Annotated in this window: 23 protein-coding genes, 1 tRNA gene and 1 other RNA gene; 16 read left to right on the forward strand and 9 right to left on the reverse strand. The window is 40.6% G+C overall.

The annotated features are described in order from the left end of the window. The coding region (locus tag G574_RS11680; protein ID WP_037590550.1) for a hypothetical protein at positions 1–185 on the reverse strand (185 nt) is incomplete at its 3' end. 3 nt (positions 186–188) lie between these two features. Then, a complete protein-coding gene (locus G574_RS0101275; RefSeq protein ID WP_029690603.1) occupies positions 189–2,948 on the reverse strand; it encodes an LPXTG cell wall anchor domain-containing protein in 2,760 nt (919 codons plus the stop codon). A 163-nt stretch (positions 2,949–3,111) separates the two neighbouring features. On the opposite strand from G574_RS0101275, the gene G574_RS0101280 reads away from it, so the two are divergent. Next, positions 3,112–3,447, forward strand: coding sequence for a helix-turn-helix domain-containing protein (locus tag G574_RS0101280; RefSeq protein WP_029690604.1), 336 nt, complete (start codon positions 3,112–3,114; stop codon positions 3,445–3,447). A 35-nt stretch (positions 3,448–3,482) separates the two neighbouring features. Here G574_RS0101280 and G574_RS0101285 read toward each other — a convergent pair whose 3' ends face one another. After that, positions 3,483–4,121 (reverse strand): epsilon-antitoxin, encoded by a 639-nt coding sequence (locus G574_RS0101285; protein WP_245540384.1) that lies wholly within the window; start codon positions 4,119–4,121, stop codon positions 3,483–3,485. Between the two features lie 298 nt (positions 4,122–4,419). On the opposite strand from G574_RS0101285, the gene G574_RS0101290 reads away from it, so the two are divergent. The 7 genes from G574_RS0101290 to G574_RS0101320 all read left to right on the forward strand — a co-directional run bounded on the left by G574_RS0101290 (position 4,420) and on the right by G574_RS0101320 (position 9,546). Continuing rightward, positions 4,420–4,713, forward strand: coding sequence for a hypothetical protein (locus G574_RS0101290; RefSeq protein WP_029690606.1), 294 nt, complete (start codon positions 4,420–4,422; stop codon positions 4,711–4,713). An 89-nt stretch (positions 4,714–4,802) separates the two neighbouring features. Next, entirely contained in the window at positions 4,803–5,243 is a 441-nt protein-coding gene (locus G574_RS0101295) for a hypothetical protein (protein WP_029690607.1), read from the forward strand. Beyond that, on the forward strand, positions 5,240–5,770 hold the full coding sequence (locus tag G574_RS0101300) for a hypothetical protein (protein WP_029690608.1): 531 nt from the start codon (positions 5,240–5,242) through the stop codon (positions 5,768–5,770). The genes G574_RS0101295 and G574_RS0101300 overlap by 4 nt, the downstream gene beginning before the upstream one ends. Then, the gene (locus tag G574_RS0101305; protein ID WP_029690609.1) at positions 5,770–6,516 is read left to right on the forward strand and encodes a hypothetical protein; all 747 of its coding nucleotides are present in this window, start codon (positions 5,770–5,772) and stop codon (positions 6,514–6,516) included. The genes G574_RS0101300 and G574_RS0101305 overlap by 1 nt, the downstream gene beginning before the upstream one ends. Before the next feature lie 162 nt (positions 6,517–6,678). Then, a complete protein-coding gene (locus tag G574_RS0101310; RefSeq protein ID WP_029690610.1) occupies positions 6,679–7,950 on the forward strand; it encodes a hypothetical protein in 1,272 nt (423 codons plus the stop codon). 68 nt (positions 7,951–8,018) lie between these two features. Continuing rightward, positions 8,019–8,351, forward strand: coding sequence for a DUF771 domain-containing protein (locus tag G574_RS0101315; RefSeq protein ID WP_029690611.1), 333 nt, complete (start codon positions 8,019–8,021; stop codon positions 8,349–8,351). A 67-nt stretch (positions 8,352–8,418) separates the two neighbouring features. After that, positions 8,419–9,546 carry a tyrosine-type recombinase/integrase gene (locus G574_RS0101320; protein ID WP_029690612.1) on the forward strand — a complete coding sequence of 376 codons (1,128 nt, stop codon included), beginning with the start codon at positions 8,419–8,421 and terminating at the stop codon, positions 9,544–9,546. A gap of 75 nt (positions 9,547–9,621) precedes the next feature. On the opposite strand, the gene G574_RS0101325 is transcribed toward G574_RS0101320, so the two are convergent. From G574_RS0101325 to G574_RS0101335, 4 genes are all read right to left on the reverse strand, one after another. Next, positions 9,622–9,694, reverse strand: a tRNA-Lys gene (locus tag G574_RS0101325). Positions 9,695–9,700: 6 nt separating this feature from the next. After that, a non-coding RNA gene (gene ssrS, locus G574_RS11200) (6S RNA) lies at positions 9,701–9,896 on the reverse strand. Positions 9,897–9,973: 77 nt separating this feature from the next. Beyond that, positions 9,974–11,242, reverse strand: a complete 1,269-nt coding sequence (locus G574_RS0101330) for a replication-associated recombination protein A (protein WP_029690613.1) — start codon at positions 11,240–11,242, stop codon at positions 9,974–9,976. Then, positions 11,235–11,729: a GNAT family N-acetyltransferase gene (locus G574_RS0101335; RefSeq protein WP_029690614.1), complete on the reverse strand. Its 495-nt coding sequence runs from the start codon at positions 11,727–11,729 to the stop codon at positions 11,235–11,237. The genes G574_RS0101330 and G574_RS0101335 overlap by 8 nt, the downstream gene beginning before the upstream one ends. A gap of 98 nt (positions 11,730–11,827) precedes the next feature. Here G574_RS0101335 and G574_RS0101340 point away from each other — a divergent pair, with 98 nt between their 5' ends. The 8 genes from G574_RS0101340 (at position 11,828) to G574_RS0101375 (ending at position 20,069) form a co-directional block, all read left to right on the forward strand. Beyond that, the gene (locus tag G574_RS0101340; protein ID WP_029690615.1) at positions 11,828–12,298 is read left to right on the forward strand and encodes a DUF3013 family protein; all 471 of its coding nucleotides are present in this window, start codon (positions 11,828–11,830) and stop codon (positions 12,296–12,298) included. Positions 12,299–12,349: 51 nt separating this feature from the next. Next, positions 12,350–12,643 carry a Panacea domain-containing protein gene (locus tag G574_RS10670; RefSeq protein WP_051130515.1) on the forward strand — a complete coding sequence of 98 codons (294 nt, stop codon included), beginning with the start codon at positions 12,350–12,352 and terminating at the stop codon, positions 12,641–12,643. A 19-nt stretch (positions 12,644–12,662) separates the two neighbouring features. Continuing rightward, the gene (prmA, locus tag G574_RS0101350) at positions 12,663–13,616 is read left to right on the forward strand and encodes a 50S ribosomal protein L11 methyltransferase (protein WP_029690617.1); all 954 of its coding nucleotides are present in this window, start codon (positions 12,663–12,665) and stop codon (positions 13,614–13,616) included. Beyond that, positions 13,617–14,360, forward strand: coding sequence for a 16S rRNA (uracil(1498)-N(3))-methyltransferase (locus G574_RS0101355; RefSeq protein ID WP_029690618.1), 744 nt, complete (start codon positions 13,617–13,619; stop codon positions 14,358–14,360). Between the two features lie 405 nt (positions 14,361–14,765). Continuing rightward, positions 14,766–15,773, forward strand: coding sequence for a LacI family DNA-binding transcriptional regulator (locus G574_RS0101360; protein ID WP_029690619.1), 1,008 nt, complete (start codon positions 14,766–14,768; stop codon positions 15,771–15,773). A 195-nt stretch (positions 15,774–15,968) separates the two neighbouring features. Continuing rightward, positions 15,969–18,158, forward strand: coding sequence for a PTS transporter subunit IIBC (locus G574_RS0101365; protein WP_029690620.1), 2,190 nt, complete (start codon positions 15,969–15,971; stop codon positions 18,156–18,158). A gap of 232 nt (positions 18,159–18,390) precedes the next feature. Continuing rightward, the gene (locus G574_RS0101370; protein WP_029690621.1) at positions 18,391–19,200 is read left to right on the forward strand and encodes an endonuclease/exonuclease/phosphatase family protein; all 810 of its coding nucleotides are present in this window, start codon (positions 18,391–18,393) and stop codon (positions 19,198–19,200) included. Between the two features lie 53 nt (positions 19,201–19,253). Continuing rightward, positions 19,254–20,069: an endonuclease/exonuclease/phosphatase family protein gene (locus G574_RS0101375; protein WP_084677559.1), complete on the forward strand. Its 816-nt coding sequence runs from the start codon at positions 19,254–19,256 to the stop codon at positions 20,067–20,069. Positions 20,070–20,141: 72 nt separating this feature from the next. On the opposite strand, the gene G574_RS0101380 is transcribed toward G574_RS0101375, so the two are convergent. Continuing rightward, on the reverse strand, positions 20,142–20,678 hold the full coding sequence (locus G574_RS0101380) for a P-loop NTPase family protein (protein WP_029690623.1): 537 nt from the start codon (positions 20,676–20,678) through the stop codon (positions 20,142–20,144). Between the two features lie 6 nt (positions 20,679–20,684). Continuing rightward, positions 20,685–21,188, reverse strand: coding sequence for an STM3941 family protein (locus tag G574_RS0101385; RefSeq protein WP_029690624.1), 504 nt, complete (start codon positions 21,186–21,188; stop codon positions 20,685–20,687). Between the last annotated feature and the right edge of the window lie 32 nt (positions 21,189–21,220).

The following is a 21,220-nucleotide window of genomic DNA, read 5'->3' on the forward strand; positions in this document are numbered from 1 at the left end:
TCCGTAGCAGTGGAGGTAGTTGTTGTAGAGCTGGTTTCACTTGATTTTGTAGATGAGTGATTTTCTATTGTGGTCGCTACTGGTTCAGCACCACTCTTTAGAATATAATAGCCAGCTATCATTACACTAAGTATAACAATAACACCAGCTAGTACGCTAAGTAGCCAAAGGAACCCTTTTTTCATAAATTATACCTTTCTTCGCTTACCAACAAAACCAAGTCCTAATAATAAACTAACTCCCATAATTGTAAACAGTGAACTCTCATCTCCTGTCTCTGGTAGACTAGCTTGATAGCTTGTTTTACCTGCCTGATGGCGACTAACAATATTTTGGGTTATTTTCGCTGTAATAGCCTTGTTGTGTACGGATTGGTTAGTTTGAGAAGAAACGTTTTTAATATTAGCGACTTGATTAGTTCCGACCTCCGCCTCAGCCTTATCTTGTTCAGCCTTCAAGCCTAACAAACGGAGATACTCAACATTCTTAGCATTGGCGTCAGCTTTCAAGGTTTCAAGAAGCTCCTTAGCAGTCTCAAGTTCTGCACGAAGTGTCTCAGACTTAGAAGTGGCTTCAGCAAGCTGACTATTCAACTCAGCCAAGATACTATCCTTATTAGCAAGTTTAGTAGCAAGGTCACTAGCCTTAGCACTAGCCGTATCAAAAGTAGCCTGAGCAACTGCCTGCTCACCCTCAGCCTCAGCTAAAGCAAGCTCAGCAACCTCTACCGCCTTACGAAGAACTTCTAAGGTCTCATTTTCCTTAGTTAATACCCCCTGAGAGGATTCGTTAGCCTTAATAGCCTCAGCAAGCTCAACCTTAGTATCTTCCAAAGCCTTAGCCTTATCTACCGCGCTAGCCTTAGCAAGAGCAAGAGTTTCCTTAGCAGTCTGAAGTGATGCCTGATCAATCTCAAGTTGCGTTTCAGCGTCTTTTACCGCCTGCTCAAGAGCTGGAATATCAGATGTACCAGACTGTAAGTCAGACAATTGTTTCTGAGCTGAAACAAAAGCTTCCTGAGCTGAAGTATAGTTAGCCTCAGCAATAGCCAAACTGTCCTTAGCAAGCTGATTAGCTTTAACTGCCTCACCATACTCAGTCTGAGCATTAGCAACCGCAACCTCATCAACTACCCTACGAGTAACTGTCTCATAGATAGGCTCAACAGTGGTAGTACCACCCGTACGAGTCTCATAAGGGTTATCAAGTACCTCACCACTAGCGTCACCGTAAGTGTAGACAACGGTAGCATCTTCTGAAAGAATCCCATTCCTCAAAGTGAATAAGTCTAAATCAAGCGCTGCAGAGCTAGCCTGACCCTTAAGACCAAGCACAAGCATAGCTACCTCAAAATCAGTAGCCCGCTCACCATTAAGACCACCGAAGCCCTCACCATGCATAGGTAAGTACAACTGCTGATACAAGGTAGTCATAACAACACGCTTAAGATCCCCCATAGTCACATAACGACTATCGTAAGCATAAGGGTCCATCCCAACAAGAGTCTCAGAATCTACAGTAGACTTAACAGCCTCCGAAACAGGTACTGCAAAATCACCTTCTAAGAAACTATTGAATAAAGGTTCGATTCCCGCATCATTAGTGTTCTGGAAACGAGGTTGAATGGTGTTGAACATATCCGTAACGTTCTGCTTAGCCTTAGCAACAATATCAGACGTCACCACCATAGGCGCAGTACCAACCTTAGTACGCATCTGATTGACAAGAGCAACATAGAAAGAAGCTAAATCTTCTAATACAGGTTCACTCAAGTCATGAACCGCATACTCAGTAACCTCATCAGTATTAGAGAAAGACATCCCTAACAAATCAGACCATTCAGAAATAGGCACCCCAAAACCACCAAGTGTATCCAAGCGGTTGCCGACATACCCCGAAGCGATAGCATCGCTAACAGCCTGAACAGAGCCACTGCCATCAGCAAGAGCCTTAATAGCATTAACGTACTCAGTATTAGTAACAATACCATTAACCCTTAAGAAGTTAGAGTAAGCAACACCGCTATTCAAAGTAGTCGAACCACCCTTAACAGTAGTCGTCTCACCAACCTTAACAGTCTCAGTTACAAGAGTACCCTCCTTAGCACTATCAAGGGCTGACTTAGCAGAATCCTCAACAGACTGAGTACCCTGCTGAGCAACAATAGCGTCAGAATAAGCCTTAGCCGTACTGTCGACATTACCCTCGGCACTAGCAACGACAGCCTTCTGGTCTTCAATAGCCTGAGGTCTATTAGTCTCAGCCAACTTAGCTGCCTCTAAAGCACTCTTAGCATTCTCTACATTAGTAGTATCAGTCTCAACTTTAGCACTTAAATCGCTAACACTCTGCTCTAACTCAGCGGTATCAGCAGTAGTCGAAAGACCCTCAACCTTAGATTGGGCATCAGCAACCGCACTAGCCGTCTTATCAGCCTCAGCCTGAGCACTAGCAACTACCCCTTCCTGAGTTTCTACTTTATTACTAGCATCAGCCAAACTAGCCTCAGCACTAGTAACAGCCTCATTAGCAGTTGCCAAGTTCTGTTCAGCAGTATCAGCCTCAGCCTGAGCTTGGTCAACTACCTCAGGAGTAACCGCACTAACTTCCTGAATCTGATTATTCAAATCAGTAATACTAGCATCATTAGCAGTTACAGCCTGCTCAGCACTTGCAACAACCCCCTCTTGAGCCGTTACCGCCTGATTAGCCTCAGTAGCCACAACCTTAGCTGTAGCAACCTGCTCATCCGTCACCGTCTCAACTACAGGCTCAGATACCCCATCAGTAGAAGGAGCCTCAGCTACCGAAGTAACCTCACTAGCGCCAACCTCATCAGCGCTAACAACACCACTAACTCCCGCTACACCTAAAGCCAATACCGATACAACCGCACCCGTACGCAACTTCTTAATAGTACCATGACCCTTAACTTCATTCTTTAACATAATAATGTCTCTCCTTTTTTTGATTAACTGTCTTAAAAGACTGTTTCATTTGTATTTTACCACAATTTACAGCCTTTTGTGTATTATTTTTCCAATAAAATCAGTCTTTTACGGGTGGTAACTCTCACAGAATATCCTTATATGATAGTAGTGAGGTATTGCCATGACTAATAACAATAGTTTAAAAGAGTTTGTAGCCAAACAAATCAGACATTTAAGACTGGAAAAAGGACTAACACAAGAGTATCTAGCCGAAAAAGCCGATCTTGGTTTTAACTACATTTACCGTTTAGAAACCAAGCAATTAAACGTTAAAATAGATACGATAGATAAAATCATGAAGGCATTAGAAGTTGATGCTAACACCTTTTTCAATGTCGAAACTCAAAACCGAGAAAATGAGTTTAATCAACTTATCAATGATATTGAAAATATTCCACTAGAAAAAAGAGAGCCTACCATTAAAGCCCTCAGAGATATTATAAAGCAGATAGATTGAGCCAAGTTTAACGTGACTTGGTTTTTTTGTACGCTCTAATCTAAGTAGTTGTCAAAGCCATTTCGCTCTTGAACTGACCTAATGAAATTTTCTACATTATCCCAATCCTCCCAATCCTGAACAATTCGGAACAAAGGTAAACGCTCAGCTACTTGAGAAAATATAGCAATAGTATCTTCCGATTCAAAAATCTTTTCGGTTAGAGGGAGATAGTCAAGTACCTTCGTTAATAGTTGCTCATTTTGTAACAACATAGGTAGAGCATAATGACGATTCTCTGATTTCTTCATCTTCTCTAATATCTTAGGAAATTCTTTGTTTTCAATTCGATGCTCAATAATATTCGTAACCTTATTCATAATTTCTTTATCATTGTTTTGAATACCTTCATAAATTTTTTCTGAAAGCTCTCTAAATTCTTTAACTTTCATAATTGCTTTAAAAGTGTTATCCGTAATTTTAGAGCTACCATACAAAACTTTTTGAACTGTTGCTTCGGTTAATAAAGCTTTATTAGCAATGAAACATTCTCTTTTACCTTTTTCAAATTTAAAGTCCCCTTCCTCTAAGGTCTTTAAAAATTGTTTATACTCTGGTAATTCTGTCACAAAATTTAAAGTTACCGTTGCAAGCAATAACATTTCTTCTCTAATTTTATCCTTTGATTTCATCATATTGTCCTCTTTCTATCTTATTATACAAATTATACAAAAATTCCAAAAATTTAGGGAGTTTTTACATATAGTCCAAAAACCCTATAAAATCAAGCTTTTAGAAGCCTATTATTTTTATCTTTTTTCTTATTATCAAATATGAGAACATAGCATTGTGAGATAGCTATCACACAAAATTATTTACCCAGAAGGGTTAGAAAATATATATTTTGATTATTGTTTGCAACTGTAATATTACTCGATTGCTTAACAAGTCCCATTGAGCAATTTAAACGTTAGTGGCTAGAGGAAAACAACAATGTATTGTAATGAAGTATTGATCGCGGTTTCGATCCTAGGCGTAAGCCCGGAAATTGATTTTGAAACAAAGCAAGCGACGGGTAACATCAAGTTGGATGTTGGCTTTCGAAACGCCAATGGTAAACATATCACTAGAACGATTAAGATCGCTAACACCTCGGTTTCGGAGTTCAGCACGTACCTGGATGAAAAAGTCACTCTCAGACTAGAAGAGGTAACATTCTCGCCGTATCTATACAACGGTAGGGCCGCTTTGTCTATCAAGGCAGAAAGTGCAACGATAGAGGGGTAACCATGATTTTGAAAAGGGCTAGAGCACCGGATCTCTATTTTTTATTCGTTTTACACAATAAAAAAAAATATTTTAAGGGGAATTTTTATATGAAAACTAAATTCGAAGATTTACTAAAACTTGTACCTACTATTAAAAACAAAAGGCTCGTTAAGGAGTGCGAAAAGATTTTGGGAGTACTCGGGCATGATCATTTAGTTAACTTAAGCCTGGAGGATCGGATGAATCTTACGAAAAAATTTGAATATGTTTCTTATGAAAGTGAAGATATTCTGACTTTACAAGCATTAGTCCCAAAATATGCTATTAAAAAGGGCTCCTTGTTAGTAAAAGAGCGGGAAAACTCCTTTGTGACAACGACTCAATGTCAACATGCTCAGAAATTATATGATGAAATTTCTCGTGCAGTCAATAGTTATCCGTACGGCGTTATTACTTGCTACGACTTTGAACTCTGGACTAATGAAGAGTTTCGTCTGTATATCAATCTGACATATGACAGGAATTTTAAGGGAGATAACATGTTATGATAGGAATTTTTCAGATTGTTCTTTATTTGATTATCATTTTTTCAGTTCCATACCTAGGACTTGTCTTTGTTAATACTATCATACTGATTTATACACTTCCTGCTGAGCAACTACTCCCTCAAGCAGTCAAAAATGCTAATATCCAAATTCAAAAGTGGTTAAAGGGATTGGATAATTCATCAGCAGAACGAAATTGTTACTCAGATTTTCATATCGAACTGATACATCAAGCTAGTAAACTCCACGCATATCTGAATACAGGTTCTTATCCGAACGGCGTCCAACAAGAGGGATTGGATTTTTTTCTCTGGCTGTCAAAAATACCAGACCAAAAAGAGTTTGAGGACTGGAAAATGCAACTTCGTCAGACGGTGCGTACCTATGATGACAATCTTGATGTTCTATTTAATATGATAGAAGAAGAGCCTTTTTTGAAGTTAAAAATGAATCTGGTTTCAAAAGAGGTGCTTAATCGAATAGAGCACGGGCAATCTAAGGCCTTGTATAGTGAAGAGGGGGAAGTCTAATGTCAGTAAAACTAAACATTTTACGCCAGGAGGGAAGTAATCAGCCGATCTCTTGGGATATGACTCGGTGGCCTCATATGCTGATTTCTGCGCCAACTAATGGTGGAAAGTCATACTTCATCAAGTATCTTCTTTGTGTTATAAATTTGCATTTATCAGCTAGTTTTTGCGTAATAATGGACTATAAACAAGGTATAGATTATTGGCAATGGCGAGATAATGAGAATGTATTTCTGGGGGATAGTGTCTATGATGGTTTCAACAAAGCTTATAGTATATTTGAAAACCGTAGAACCAATCCTGACAAAAAGTACCCTCCGTTCTTTTTGGTTTTTGAAGAGTATCAGAGTACCGTAGAGAGTATTGTCAAGAAATCTGACAAAGAGGCGTTTTTAAAAAAAGTAGGCAATTTGTTACGTCTATCAAGGCAGGTTAACTACCATCTCATCTGCATTTGTCAAAGAATAGATGCTTCCGCATTTCCTGCTGGTGGGCGCGAAAACTTTGCTGCTAAGATTGCCATTGGAAGATTAAGTCCTCAAGCTAAACAGATGCTCTTCCCCGATGACGAAGATATCAATCGTAATAAGGGACAAGGTGAAGTCAATGTTCAATTTGATGGACAACCAGTCATTGAAGCCAAAACATATACCATACGAGATATGAATAAGGCAGAGCAATTAATAACTGACTTGCTTAGTCGAGGACTCCCACTAAGTGAGGAGGCTGTTGCCCGTAGCCCTTAGGCGAAGGATTGGCTTACAGCCTCGCCAGCTTTAGCTGGCTAAGTTCGGGCTAGTATTACCCCGAACTTCATGACAAGTGACAAAGCTGTCACAAACTCTTATATTTAAAGGTCTTAAAAGAATAAAATATGTCATTAATGTAAATGACAAGGGAGAAAATTCATGACAAATTATAATGTTTCATCAGACTTTCGCGCCAATAGTTTCTGTTGCGTACTAAACAACGTTGATAAATTGTTCGATAAGAAATCAGATTTCTTTGATAGCGATAAGTACAAAGAAAAGACAAAGAAGCGAGTTAAGGAATTCCGCAAAAAAATTCCAGATACTCATGCCCCTCTTAGCCACGAGGAGATTGTTGATTTCTTAATGGAGCGTTGGATTGCTCGCAACGAAAACGTTGTGTGTGCTGTAAATTATGAAATTGGTGACAATGGGGTTCATCACTGTCACATGATTTTAGAGGATAAGCAAGCCTTTCGCTTCTCTGCGCTTCAAAAGCTCTATCCAACCATACATGCCGAAATTACACGTGGAAGTAAAGAACAAGTCATTGCTTACCTTGAAAAAAGCGGAGAGCATGAAGAAAAGGCACATACTATTGTAGTACCTATGAAGATCCACGGTGAGCTTAGATCTGGTAATCAAGGTTTTAGAAGTGATTTAGATTACATTCAAAAACAACTGGATAACGGAGCAACACCTGAAGAGGTTATGATGCAAAACTTAGGATTTAGAAAGTATTCAAAAATGATTAAAGAACATTTTTTTCAAAAGAAAATCAAAGAAACACCCGATGTTAAAGATATTAAAGTTGTGTGGCACTGGGGAGAGAGTGGATCTGGTAAATCTTTTACGCAGACTACGCTAAAAGAGACCTGCGGTAGGGATCAAGTTTATGTTTGGAATGATCATGAAAAAGGTGGATTAGACTTCTACAATGCTGAACCTGTACTGTTTATGGACGAATTTAAAGGTATGCCTTATAAAGATTTCCTAATAGTAACTGATGTCTATCCAACTCAGCTTCATTCTCGCTATACTAACACCTTCGCACTTTGGATGGAAATTCATATTGCTTCTATCTATACCCCAAAGCATGCTTACAACTTAATGGTTCCTGAGGGACGACGAGAAATTGACTCTTATCAGCAATTGAAGCGACGACTCTCTGAAATTGTCTATCACTTTAAAGTTACCTCTGAGGATAATGAAAATGTATATAAAACCATTTCTTTCACACCAGACGATTTTGACAAGTATAGTAAAGAAAAGATTGAACAGTTCGCTTATCTATTCGATAAGTGGAACCCCGAAGTATTACACTATGACTTCTCAAAAGATGCATTTCATCATTCCATGAACCCCATTGACAATAAAAAGAAAAAAACTACTACTCCCAAGCCGACCAAAGCAGAAAGTAGTAGCAAATAAGTAATTAGAGATAGGCAGTAGCTCACCCCTACTGCTCATTATCTCATAATGAGGAAGGAAAAGCTATGATGAAAGAAATAAAAGTTGATATTTCAGATATATCTATCAAACTACCAGATACCTACTGTATCGTATCCCAATCTGAATATGATGAACTTGTCAACCAATGTAGTATTGGCAGATATTTAAGTCTCTCAGACGTTCTAGAAATGTTATCAGTTTCTCGTCCTTGGCTCCTCGAAAACGTGCTCTATAAGTCAGCTATTCGCAAAGAAATTGATATTGATCAAAACCCAGAAGGGTTTGTCAAATACCCACACAATCAAGGGGGACGTTACTTTTTCTTGGCTAGTAAAACTAAAGATTATTTTGAAAAACATTTCAAGGATATTCTTAGTTAAAATCTGAATAAATGTGATATGATAATCTTGGAAAAACCTTGATTATCGCTTTTAGAAAGAGGTAATCATGTCAATATCATTAAATCAAAGAGGTAAGAAAAAAGAGTGGAGTTATAGGGTATTTGATAAAAAAGGGAAATTAATTGCTACTGCTAGTGGTTTTAGAACCAAGAAAGAGGCGGAATTAGAAGCTCTTGGAATCGAATTAAAGGCCTTATCTGGAGCGAAGATGAATTCCTATTCAAGTTTGTTTTCACTTTGGGAAGATTGGTTTGAATTAAATGTCAAACCGCTTGCTAAAAGTGACGCAACCTTATATAAACATAAAAAACGCGGTGACTACATTTATCAATTTTTTGGTGATACTCCAGCTACACAAATTAAATTTAGTCAGTACCAAAGAGTATTAAATGAATATGCTGAAAAGGTCACAAAAGACACAGTACGTCGTTTCAATGCAGAAGTCAGAAAAGTTATTCAATTTGCTCAACGTGATAAAATTGAAATAACCGACTTTACCGAAGGCGCTATTATTTCAGGAAAAAAGAAAGAAAAAGCAGACTTTGAAAAGCACATTGATAATATTGCAGATGTCAAAAAAATATTAGCTTATTTTGAATCTGAATTTGATTATCAAAAGTCTGTTATTCCTTATTATTTATATTTGTCATTTCAAACAGGTATGCGTTTTGGGGAACTACTTGGTATAACGTGGGACTGTGTCGACTGGAAAAACAGTGTTATTCATACCTATAGACGATATGATTCTACAAGTTATCAGTGGAGACCACCAAAGACAGCAACATCAGTACGATCCGTTCCAGTTAATGACAAAGTAATGCAAGTACTGAAGAGAATCAAGCAAGAGCAAAAACTTGTAGATGAAAAATATCATATTAAGAAATCTGATGATTTTGTTTTTTATGATAAGTTCTATGGCGTCCCAACCAATAATGCAGTCAACAAATATCTAAGGAATAGCTTAATAAAGAATAACATTCAGCCAACAAATCTATCAGTTACAGGAATTCGACATACTTATGCCAGCTTCTTATTAGCACATAATGTAGATATTTGGGTAGTAGCTAATGTTATGGGGCATAAAGATATTAAACAAGTAACTGAGACATATGGCCATCTTTTGAAAGAAAAGAAAGACAAAGGACACGAACTCATCAGAGGGTTGTTAAAATAAGTTGCTATTCTTTGAACAAATTTTGAACAAAAACAAAAAAAGCCTTATAAAACAAGGCTTTTCGGGCATAAAAGATGCCCCCTACAGGGCTCGAACCTGTGACCCATGGATTAAGAGTCCACTGCTCTACCAACTGAGCTAAGGAGGCATAAAAGAAAAAGCTGTATTGGTACCGATGATTCACGGCTTGTATTGAACCCGCGCAATAAAGCAGGTGGGTGACTCGTTTTTGACTCCAGCTGCGTCCGCGTGTAAACGGCTTGCATGCTGCCAAAAATCTTTCGTCTCCCTAAAATACAAAGAATTAGTCGGTCAACACTTAGATGTGAATTCGTATACCACAGCTATCTTTCTATGCTTTTATGATACCACTTTATTTTTAAATTTCAAGAGGAAATCGTTATTTTTTGGAAACGGTTGCGTAAAATCATTGCGAAAGCTTGTCAATTCGGTCTTTGTTAGCACCCAAAGCACGTTCATATTTTCCAGTCTCATTGGCATCGAAATAATTAGCCTTTTTGAGCTTATCTGGCAAATACTGTTGTTTGACCCATTTTTCAGGATAGGCATGAGGGTATTTATAATCTTGAGCATTGCCCAGGTCTTTGCTACCAGCGTAGTGGCCATCTCGTAGATGTCTTGGGATAGGTAAATTCCCAGATGTGCGAAGATCAGCTAGAGCAGCGTCCATAGCCATGTAGGCTGAATTAGACTTGGGTGATAGAGCCAAATCAATGACCACATTGGCAATTAAGATCCTAGCTTCGGGGAATCCGATTTTTTGCGCTGCTTCAAGAGCTGTTACGGTGTGTATCTGGGCATCGGGATTGGCCAAACCAATATCCTCATAGGCGATGACGGTTAAACGTCGGGCCAAACTGGGTAAATCTCCAGCCTCGACCAGACGCGCCGCATAGTGAAGACTCGCATTGACATCAGAGCCTCGGATAGACTTTTGTAGGGCAGACAGCACATCATAATGGCCGTCTCCGTCTTTATCCATAGTAATGTAGCTGCGTTGTAGACTATTCTCGACCGTGTCTAGAGTGATATGTCGGCTACCATCTGTCTCTTCTTGTGTCGACATGACAGCTAGGTCTAGGGAATTGTAGGCAGAGCGTAGATCCCCGTTGGTCGCTGTAGCGATGAAGTCCAAGGCTGCGCTGTCTAAATGAACGTCGAAAGCGAAGCCACGCTCCTTGTCAGAGATAGCTGTTTGGATAGCTGACTTGATATCATCATTGTCCAGTGGCTCCAGCCCAAAAATCTGAACACGGGAGCGAATAGCGGGGGTGACTGAAAAGAAAGGGTTCTCCGTTGTGGCACCAATCATGATGATATTACCATTTTCCAAAAGTGGCAGAAGAAAATCTTGCTTGGTTTTATCAAGGCGATGAATCTCATCTAGAAGTAGGACGAGACCGCCAGAAAACTTGGCTTCTTCAGCGATTTCTTGCAGGCGTTTTTTAGTATCGACGGTGGCATTAAAGGTCCGAAAGGCGTACTGGGTTGTTCCAGCAATAGCACTAGCAATAGAGGTTTTCCCAATGCCAGGAGGGCCGTAGAGAATCATGGAGGAGAGCATATTAGCTTCCACCATACGGCGGATGATTTTCCCTTCGCCAACTAAGTGCTCTTGCCCAATCACTTCTGAGATATTGCGCGGTCGCATGCGTAGGGCTAAATTATCAGGCATCAAAGTTCTCCAAGTTGTAAGTAAAGATTAAGTCATCCACATAGTTCCCATTGATGAGGAAGGTTTCTTTGAGGCGGGCTTCTTGACTAAATCCTAGTTCCTCATAAAATTGCACGGCTTGATGATTGGTGCTGAGGACATGGATGATGACCTTACGATAGTTGTCAGCTAGCGCTTCTTTGAAGAAGTAGTTAATCAAGGCTTTCCCAACACCTTCTCGACGTTCATCGGGATCAACAGCGATGCCAAAGGTGACGATGTGTTTACCAGAGTCGAAAGGATAAAAATTATGGAAGTCTAGAACACCTAGAACAAGACCATCGCCGTCTTCGGCGATTAAGTATTTGGTGTTTTGCTCATACTTTTCAATGACTTTATTAGCATCTGAAATCGGTAGAGGAGCAGGAGTTGTTTCTGCTGTCCATACCTTGTTTTCAAGAGAAACGATGTCCTTAACATCGTCCAGTGTCATGTAGCGAATGTTCATTTTTTGTACTTTCCTTTGATTAAATTATGTTAGAATTATTATACTATAAATAATGAGACGAGAAGTGATTTTAACATCCTTCTTGAGTGAGGAAAGACATGGCTAAGTTTGGATTTTTATCGGTTTTAGAGGAAGAGTTGGAAAAGCATTTGGATGTGGATTTTGCCATTGACTGGGATAAGAAAAACCACGCTGTTGAAGTGGTAGTGGTTTTAGAAGCGCATAATGAGTCAGAGGTTGAAGTCATTGATGATGCGACAGAAGTATCTAAAGAAGACATCGTTTTTGAAGATTTTGTCCTCTTTTATAACCCAGCTAAAACCAAGTTTGATCCAGAAGATTATCTGGTAGCCATTCCTTATGAGCCCAAAAAAGGCTTGTCACGTGAGTTTTTAGCCTATTTTGCAAAAATCTTGAATGAGGTGACAACAGAAGGCCTCAGCGACCTTATGGACTTCCTCCAAGACGACAACATCCTAGAATTCGCCCTAAAATGGGACCAAGAAGCCTTTGAAAAAGGTAAAGAAAACTTGGAAGAAAAAGAATGGCATGGATATCCGAGATATTGAGAATATGTTAAAAGAAATGCGAAGTAAATTCAAAGAGACTCTTGTTGAATATTGGAAAACTTCAAAAATAACCATAATAGTAAAGTCGTTATTATCGAGCCTACTATTTCAAATTTTGGAACCAGAAAATATTTAGTAAAGTCTAAAAATCCAAAGGAGGAGTTAGTTTTTAACTTATCTGACGAGGAGAGAAGAATAGTTGATTCGGTCATAGAGGAAACTAAGGTATTAACATGGAATGATTTCATAGATTTTGTTTATGATACTTATCCCATAAAGTATTCAAAAAGGTATGGTGTTTTAGATTTAGTAGCTCTAGCGCAAGAATCAATGAGTAATGATTGAGAGGATTTTAGAAAACCCTATGAACATTTGGAATGAATTGACAATTACTATTCACCGTGAGACTGAGGAGGCGGTATCAAATCTCCTTATTGAAACGGGGAGTCAGGGGGTTGCTATTAGCGACTCGGCTGATTATATTGGTCAGGAGGACCGTTTCGGTGAGCTTTATCCTGAGGTGGAACAGTCTGATATGATTGCGATTACGGCTTATTATCCCGACACTATGGATTTGGCTGAGGTAACGAAAGACCTTCAAACAGGCCTTGACAGACTGGCTGAATCTGGCCTAACACTAGGTGATTATTCGCTTGATTCAAAAGAATTGGCCGAGGAAAATTGGGCTGACAACTGGAAAAAATACTACGAGCCCGCTCGAATCACTCATGATTTGACTATTGTGCCGTCTTGGACAGACTATGAGGCGGGTGCTGGCGAGAAGGTGATCAAACTAGATCCCGGTATGGCATTTGGAACGGGAACCCACCCAACGACTAAGATGAGTCTCTTCGCTTTGGAGCAGGTGCTGCGTGGTGGCGAGACGGTGCTTGATGTGGGGACAGGTTCTGGCGTCTTGTCTATCGCTAGCTCCCTTCTTGGTGCTAAGGAGATTTTCGCCTACGATTTGGATGATGTGGCGGTGCGTGTGGCTCAGGAAAATATTGATATGAACCCTAACATGGAGAATATTCATGTGGCAGCGGGTGACCTCTTGAAGGGTGTCGACATCGAGGCGGATGTTATTGTTGCTAATATCTTGGCGGATATTCTCATTCACTTGACGGATGATGCTTATCACCTAGTCAAGGATGAGGGTTATCTGATCATGTCAGGTATCATCGCCGACAAGTGGGACATGGTTCGCGAAAGTGCTGAGAAAGCTGGCTTCTTCCTTGAGACTCACATGGTTCAAGGTGAGTGGAACGCTTGTGTTTTCAAGAAAACCGATGATATTTCCGGTGTGATTGGAGGATAGATGCAGCAGTATTTTATAAAAGGAGTGCCTGAAAACTCTGTTACCATTACCGACAAAGATACGATCAAGCATATGTTTAACGTCATGCGTTTGAGAGAAGATGACCAAGTCGTTTTGGTCTTTGACGATGGCATCAAGCGTTTAGCCAAGGTTTTGGATGCTTTGGAGCATTCTTTTGAGTTGGTCGAGGAATGGCTTGATGATGTGGAATTACCAGTTCATGTCACTATAGCTTCAGGTTTCCCAAAAGGGGATAAGCTTGATTTGGTCACGCAAAAAGCGACAGAGCTAGGAGCAAGTGCTGTTTGGGCCTTTCCAGCTGACTGGTCCGTGGTCAAATGGGACGGTAAAAAATTAGCCAAAAAAGAAGAGAAATTAGCTAAAATTGCTCTAGGTGCCGCCGAGCAATCCAAACGAAACCGTGTACCAGAGGTTAAACTCTTTGAGAACAAGGAAGCTTTTCAAGAGCGATTGGAGACGTTTGACAAGATTTTCATCGCCTATGAAGAGTCTGCTAAAGAAGGTGAAATGGCCGTCTTGGCGCGTGAGTTGAAAGGTATAGCAAAAGGAGCTAAGATTCTCTTTGTCTTTGGACCTGAAGGAGGTATCTCACCCAAAGAAGTTGAGGCTTTAGAAGCTGCAGGAGCGCTTAAATGTGGCCTCGGTCCTCGTATCATGAGGACCGAGACAGCTCCACTTTATGCCTTATCAGCTGTTAGTTTCGCGACAGAGCTATGGCAATAGTAAGGGTTGGATCTTTACGCTTAGCTGATCTTAGTGCTTATACCAATTCCTCAGTACAGAGATCACATGCTTAAAAAGATTCATTGCCCTTTTTTTGAGGTTAAGTGCAACTGACAGCTCGTCTTTGTTCGTTATAGTTTGAGAATCGAGTTTCTCAATGCCGATATTCATTCTCCCAGTTGCAACTGTGAGCAGATTCCAACTCACCTGATTCCAATAACAAGAAACGGGATAATGTTGATGTGTGTGTTTATTGGCTGCCTTCTTTTACCAATCATTTTCTTTGGAAGAAAGACATATTTGTGATTTTTGAAAAACGGCGTTAAAGTTGACAAGTGAGAATGAAAACGCTATCCTAAAATTAGTGAGATTTTCAGAAAATAGAATGCGTTAAAAGGAGTTGTGATGGTTACCATAAAAGATGTGGCGAAATTAGCGGGGGTCTCACCTTCAACAGCTTCTAGAGCCTTGCATGATAATAAGATGATCAGTCCAGCGACTAAGGCGAGAGTTCGCAAGGCCATGGAAGAACTCAATTACTCGCCTAATTTTTCAGCACAAAATTTGGTTAAGCGTCAGTCAAATACTGTGGCGATTGTTTTACCAGCCAGAGAAAGCCCTCAGCAGCTTGGAAATAATCCTTTTTTTATGCAGATTATTCAAGGGATTACGAGTGTTTGCAGCCAAGAGGGATTTATGGTGAGTCTAGCGACTGGAAAGACAGAAGACGAATTGCTAGCCAGTGTGCGCGTTCTGATGAAGAGCGGACATGTGGATAAGTTCATTTTTCTTTACGCCAAAGTTGAAGACACTGTTTATCAGGCTGTCCGTCAAAATGATGAGGCCATGTGTATCATTGTTGGTCATGATGAGACAAAGTCTCATGAACGAACACTTTTTGTGGATACAGATAATGTCAAAGCGGGTTCAGATGTGACACAATTTTTACTGGAAAGAGGGTATCGACAGCCACTGTATATTTGCACAGACATGTCAGAAATCGTCCAAGAATCGCGATTTAGAGGTTTTCAGAAAGCTGTTGACAGTCATCACATATCTGCACATTACCTCAGATTGACCAATGCCCCTTCAGATAGCCGCCATTTAGAGGAGGCATTAAAACGTACTCCAACCATTGATGCTTTTGTCTGTTGCGATGATTTGACAGCTATTTATGTGATTCGTTTGCTGGAGCAATTAAAAATAGAGCAGTCATTGGGTTTTATCAGTTTTAACAATTCTCTATTAGCAGAATTAGAATCCCCTGCTCTTACTTCGGTAGAGATCTTTCCATATGATCTTGGTGAAACAGCGGCCAAATTACTCTTTCAACGCGAGGCTTCCAAGAGCATCACAAAATCATTATGGATTCCGCATCGCATCGTGGAACGCGAATCAACCTATAGGCGCTAAAAGAACAGATTCTATGAACCGCACCCCAAAAGTTAGACAATCAATCTAACGATTGGGGCCTTTTTTTATTTTTTATCTTGCAAACGCTTTACAAAATAAAAAACCATGTTATAATACTATTATAAATAACGCAAACGTTTGCGTTATCTCAAAAATAAAGAGACGCTAGGTCTTGAGATTCTGAGGAGAAGTCGCATGAAAGAAAGACTGCAACAGTTTTTTAGTTTCGAGTTTTGGCAAAAATTCGGAAAATGTTTAATGGTGGTTATCGCTGTTATGCCAGCCGCTGGTTTGATGGTTAGTATCGGGAACTCCATTCCTTTGATTAATCCTGATTCGCCTCTGCTAGCTAACATTGGTAATGTGGTTGCTCAAATTGGTTGGGCCGTTATCGGGAACCTCCACTTGCTTTTTGCCTTGGCTATCGGTGGTAGCTGGGCTAAGGAACGTGCCGGTGGTGCTTTTGCGGCTGGTCTGTCCTTTATCTTGATTAACCGTATCACTGGTGGGATTTACGGTGTTTCAAGTGACATGTTGGCTGATCCAGAAGCAACTTTGACCAGTTTCTTGGGCACTAAAATGGTGGTTGCGGATTACTTTACCAGTGTCTTGGAATACCCTGCTCTTAACATGGGAGTATTTGTTGGGATTATCGCTGGTTTTGTCGGTGCGACAGCCTATAACAAATACTACAACTACCGCAAGCTCCCAGATGCTTTGACATTCTTTAATGGGAAACGCTTCGTTCCTTTCGTGGTTATCTTACGTTCTGCTATTGTGGCTATTATCTTGGCGCTCTTTTGGCCAGTTATCCAATCAGGGATTAACGGATTTGGGAAATGGATTGCATCATCACAAGACACAGCTCCAGTTCTAGCACCATTCTTATATGGTACTTTGGAACGCTTGCTCTTGCCGTTTGGTCTCCACCATATGTTGACCATCCCAATGAACTATACTTCACTTGGGGGTACTTATGACATCTTGACAGGCTCAAGTGCTGGCAGTCAAGTATTTGGACAAGATCCTCTCTGGCTGGCATGGGTAACTGACTTGGTTAATCTTAAAGGTGCTGGTGATACTGCAGCTTATAATGATTTGTTTAATGCCGTGACACCAGCTCGCTTCAAAGTTGGTCAAATGATCGGTGCAACAGGTATCTTGATGGGATTGACCCTCGCTATGTATCGCAATGTTGACCCTGATAAAAAATCAAAATACAAAGCCATGTTTGTATCGGCGGCAGCAGCTGTTTTCCTTACAGGGGTGACAGAACCGCTTGAGTACATGTTTATGTTTGCGGCTATGCCACTTTACGTGGTTTATGCCCTCCTTCAAGGGGCTGCTTTTGCTATGGCAGATATTGTTAACCTTCGTGTTCACTCATTTGGTGATATTGAGCTCTTAACTCGTACACCTATGGCGATTAAAGCTGGTTTGGGAATGGACCTCATCAACTTTGTCTGGGTATCACTTCTCTTTGCAGTGATTATGTACTTTGTGGCAGATTTCATGATTAAGAAATTCAATCTAGCAACTGCTGGTCGCAATGGTAACTATGATGCTGATATGTTAGGAGATGCTCCAGAAGCATCAAGTAATGGTACAGTGGCAGATGCGAATTCACAAGTAGTTCAAATCATTAATCTTCTCGGTGGTAAAGCTAACATTTCAGATGTTGACGCCTGCATGACCCGTTTACGTGTTAGTGTCAATGATACCGAAAAAGTCGGTTCTGAAAATGCTTGGAAACAAGCCGGTGCTATGGGCTTGATTGTCAAAGGCAATGGTGTACAAGCCGTCTACGGTCCCAAAGCTGATATCTTGAAATCAGACATTCAAGACTTATTGGATTCTGGTGCTGAAATCCCAACTGTAGCAGTCGATGAAGTCGCAGAAGAAGATCTCAAAGCGACACATTTTAAAGGCCTCACAGAAGAAGTCGTGACCGTTGCGGATGGACAAGTGCTAGCCATTACTGAAGTGGCTGATCCCGTCTTCTCACAAAAAATGATGGGGGATGGCTTTGCGGTTGAACCTGAAAATGGTAACATCTACTCACCAGTTTCAGGTGTGGTTACTAGTGTCTTCCCAACCAAACATGCCTTTGGTCTTCTCACCGATGACGGCTTGGAAGTTTTGATACACGTCGGACTAGATACTGTAGCCCTCAATGGTGCGCCATTCTCAGCCAAGGTGACTGACGGCCAACGTGTCTCTGCTGGAGATCTTTTGGTAGTGGCAGATCTTGACGCGATTCGCTCGGCAGGACGTGAAGTGACTACCATCGTAGCCTTCACCAATACTGCTGAGATTGAGTCTGTGACACTTGAAAAAACAGGACGTCAAGCGGCTAAGACGCCAGTGGCTCACGTTAAGCTTTAAGAAGTCGTAAAGAGCAATACAGAAGAAGAATCTGAGTGATATGCTCGGATTCTTTCCTTTCTAGGATACGGACTTATTCTATGTGGCTAGCTATCCTTGGTTATCTGAAGGACCAACATTATTTGAGTAGTTCTTGCTATTAGCTACTGATCAAGGGTTGTGTTATTGTTGATAGGCTAGTCAGAATTCCTAGAAATGACGTTTAGTGAGATAAGACAGAAAGGATCGTAAGATGAAATTACTAACCCTAAACACCCATTCATGGATGGAAGAGGATATGGAGACCAAGTTTCGAGACTTGGTGACAGGGATTTTAGCAGCAGATTATGATGTGATTTGTTTGCAGGAGATTAATCAGTTGATGACCAGTCAAGTTATCGATAGTCCCATTGCTTACGTGCCTTTATCGATAAATCCTCCTATTCATGAAGACAATTATGCCCTGCGTCTGGTTGAGGCTCTAAAAGAGCATGGCAGAGCTTACTATTGGTCTTGGGCCTATAATCATATTGGCTATGGGCGTTTTCATGAGGGAGTTGCTATTTTATCTAAGACACCGATTGAGGTTAAGGATCTTTTAGCTTCTGACACGACGGATCCTAGTGATTATCATACGCGTCGCGCCCTTTTAGCACGGACAGAGATTGATGGGCGTCCGCTTTCCATAGTCAGTTTGCACCTGTCTTGGTGGGAAAAAGGCTTTGAAGTCGAATGGCCACGTTTGGCAGAAGCCTTGGCAGTAGAAAGTCATCCTCTTATCCTTATGGGAGACTTTAACAACCCAACTGGGAATGAGGGCTACCAAGAAGTGGTCAACAGTAGCCTGGATGTGGTGGATAGCCATGTGATAGCGGAGGAAGTTTCAGGTGATCATACCATTTTAGCTGATATTGACGGCTGGGAAGGCAATGACCAGGCCTTCAAAGTGGATCATACCTTTGTGGCTAAGGACTTCCAAGTAGCCTCATCTCGTGTTATTTTTGATGGTGAAAAAGGCCCTGTAATTAGCGATCATTTTGGTCTGGCGGTGACAGTCAAGTAGCCTGAAAGAGGGTTTCGTGTTTTTGATGAGTTGAAATGCTAGGAGATAAGGACATGACAGTTAAATTTTTAACATTGAATACCCATTCGTGGATGGAGGTTAATTCACTCAAAAAACTGTTTGATTTAGGGGAATACATTTTAGAGAAACAATTTGATGTCATTTGTTTACAAGAAATCAACCAAGGTATCGCTAGTGATTTAGCTAGTGCGGCGCCGACTTATACTGCCCTTGAATCGTCCCCTGATTTACGAAAAGATCATTTTGCCTTGCAGCTGGTTCAGTATTTAAAGGCAAGAGGAAAAACCTACTATTGGTCTTGGGCTTACAACCATATTGGCTACGATAAGTATCATGAGGGCGTGGCAATCTTGTCTAAGACACCTTTGGCGGCCAAGGACCTTTTGATTTCAGATACAGATGATGACACTAACATTAATACTAGACGTGCGCTTTGGGCGGAGACGACGATTGATGAGAGGAATTTTACCATTGTCAATGTTCATATGTCCTTATTAGGTAAGGGCTTTGAAACGCAGTGGCCCCGCTTAGAGGCAGAACTGGAGAAGGTTAAGTCTTCCTTGGTTGTGATGGGGGCTTTTAACAATCCGACAGACGAGACTGGCTATCGGATGATTTTAGATAGCCCACTTAACTTGCAAGATAGTCACGTATCTGCAGAAACGGTTATTGGGCATCATACGATTAGTGACGCCATTGATGGCTGGGAGGAGAATACCCTGTCGCTTAAGGTCGACCATATCTTTTCTAGTCCAGATCTGCGTATTTTATCATCCCATGTCGCTTTTGATGGAGGCGCAGCTCCCGTTGTTAGTGATCATTTTGGTTTGGAAATGGAGATTGAGTAAAAAGCAGGAACTCACTAGCCAAGGTGAGTTCCTGCTTTTTTTTATAGGTACCTGTCTGTTGAAAGCTGCTAATCAATCATGAGGCTTTTCAGATAAGCATCCCTTGGCCTTCGGTGACTTGATTGCTGTAAGAATGTTATCTCTTGCTTCTTCGAGTGATATAGTTTCCGTCAAAAGGGTTTCAGGGATTTCGGTAAGATAGTCTTTTTCTAGCCACCATCTTTTTAGGGACGATTCACCAAATTCTTTGGCTTTATCACGACTGGCATGACGATTAAGTGTCTCTTCAAATGGTAAATCATAATAGTAAGCGTGAATATTATCCAATCCATAGAGATCAGGACTTTTTTGCCAGACAGGCGCATACCAATCAGATCTTAGAATCCCTTCTAAAATAGTCGTTTGGCAGTTTTTAAATCCATAATCTAATAAATTAAGGAGTAGAGGTATGGTAGGAGTCTCTAGGCCATCATGGGCGTGAAGCATGGCGCGTCTAAGGAGATCCTGGGATAGTAGAAGAGTATTCTCCCCTAATATTTCTTGGAGAGAGTAGGAAAGACTGGTTTTTCCTGAAGCAGCATTACCTCGGATAGTAATTAATGTAGGCATAGGAACTCACTTTCCATAAAAATGACCAAATCTATCTTCGATGTCTTGGTAGATCTTTCTTGGATTTTTGCCTGTTGTATTAAGGCTGATGTTAATTAGTGGGTAACCCATTTTGAGGTTGGTCTTGCTAGCATTGCGCTGTAAGGCGCTCATTTTAGCAAGGTAAACTTCCTGATCTTTAACACTGACACTAATGAAAGTCTGGTTGAGCATATGGCGAAGTTGGATATTTTCAATGTCTTGCCAAGGAACAAAACCAAGAGCCAGAGCGGAAGAATGATCTGTAATGCCATGTTGGTCAACCATTAGAAGAGGCTGATTGTTGAAAATTCTTTTGACAAAGATGATAAAGCCCCATCCAAAGAAGGCAATCGCAAAGAGCCCTATTAGGATTGCCAAAATATTGGGTGACAATACGAAGAGAAATCCCAAAATGACAAAAATAAGGGCCCCAAGAGCGTAGATAATATTTCCAAGTTTTCGACTTGGGACGATAATCGGTTCTATCATAGATTTCTCCATCTTCTATATTTGGATATAAA

It is taken from the genome of Streptococcus hyovaginalis DSM 12219, from assembly GCF_000420785.1.
Taxonomy (GTDB): Bacteria; Bacillota; Bacilli; order Lactobacillales; family Streptococcaceae; genus Streptococcus; species Streptococcus hyovaginalis.

Excerpts from the sequence above, each read along its gene's own strand:
- G574_RS0101285 (WP_245540384.1), bottom strand. The coding sequence starts at position 4,121 with ATGATGAAATCAAAGGATAAAATTAGAGAAGAAATGTTATTGCTTGCA.
- prmA (WP_029690617.1), top strand. The coding sequence starts at position 12,663 with ATGAACATTTGGAATGAATTGACAATTACTATTCACCGTGAGACTGAG.
- G574_RS0101310 (WP_029690610.1), top strand. The coding sequence starts at position 6,679 with ATGACAAATTATAATGTTTCATCAGACTTTCGCGCCAATAGTTTCTGT.
- G574_RS0101290 (WP_029690606.1), top strand. The coding sequence starts at position 4,420 with ATGTATTGTAATGAAGTATTGATCGCGGTTTCGATCCTAGGCGTAAGC.
- G574_RS0101275 (WP_029690603.1), bottom strand. The coding sequence starts at position 2,948 with ATGTTAAAGAATGAAGTTAAGGGTCATGGTACTATTAAGAAGTTGCGT.
- G574_RS0101370 (WP_029690621.1), top strand. The coding sequence starts at position 18,391 with ATGAAATTACTAACCCTAAACACCCATTCATGGATGGAAGAGGATATG.
- G574_RS0101375 (WP_084677559.1), top strand. The coding sequence starts at position 19,254 with ATGACAGTTAAATTTTTAACATTGAATACCCATTCGTGGATGGAGGTT.
- G574_RS0101295 (WP_029690607.1), top strand. The coding sequence starts at position 4,803 with ATGAAAACTAAATTCGAAGATTTACTAAAACTTGTACCTACTATTAAA.
- G574_RS0101360 (WP_029690619.1), top strand. The coding sequence starts at position 14,766 with ATGGTTACCATAAAAGATGTGGCGAAATTAGCGGGGGTCTCACCTTCA.
- G574_RS0101315 (WP_029690611.1), top strand. The coding sequence starts at position 8,019 with ATGAAAGAAATAAAAGTTGATATTTCAGATATATCTATCAAACTACCA.
- G574_RS0101355 (WP_029690618.1), top strand. The coding sequence starts at position 13,617 with ATGCAGCAGTATTTTATAAAAGGAGTGCCTGAAAACTCTGTTACCATT.
- G574_RS0101320 (WP_029690612.1), top strand. The coding sequence starts at position 8,419 with ATGTCAATATCATTAAATCAAAGAGGTAAGAAAAAAGAGTGGAGTTAT.
- G574_RS0101340 (WP_029690615.1), top strand. The coding sequence starts at position 11,828 with ATGGCTAAGTTTGGATTTTTATCGGTTTTAGAGGAAGAGTTGGAAAAG.
- G574_RS0101380 (WP_029690623.1), bottom strand. The coding sequence starts at position 20,678 with ATGCCTACATTAATTACTATCCGAGGTAATGCTGCTTCAGGAAAAACC.
- G574_RS0101300 (WP_029690608.1), top strand. The coding sequence starts at position 5,240 with ATGATAGGAATTTTTCAGATTGTTCTTTATTTGATTATCATTTTTTCA.
- G574_RS0101280 (WP_029690604.1), top strand. The coding sequence starts at position 3,112 with ATGACTAATAACAATAGTTTAAAAGAGTTTGTAGCCAAACAAATCAGA.
- G574_RS0101335 (WP_029690614.1), bottom strand. The coding sequence starts at position 11,729 with ATGAACATTCGCTACATGACACTGGACGATGTTAAGGACATCGTTTCT.
- G574_RS0101365 (WP_029690620.1), top strand. The coding sequence starts at position 15,969 with ATGAAAGAAAGACTGCAACAGTTTTTTAGTTTCGAGTTTTGGCAAAAA.
- G574_RS0101305 (WP_029690609.1), top strand. The coding sequence starts at position 5,770 with ATGTCAGTAAAACTAAACATTTTACGCCAGGAGGGAAGTAATCAGCCG.
- G574_RS0101385 (WP_029690624.1), bottom strand. The coding sequence starts at position 21,188 with ATGATAGAACCGATTATCGTCCCAAGTCGAAAACTTGGAAATATTATC.
- G574_RS0101330 (WP_029690613.1), bottom strand. The coding sequence starts at position 11,242 with ATGCCTGATAATTTAGCCCTACGCATGCGACCGCGCAATATCTCAGAA.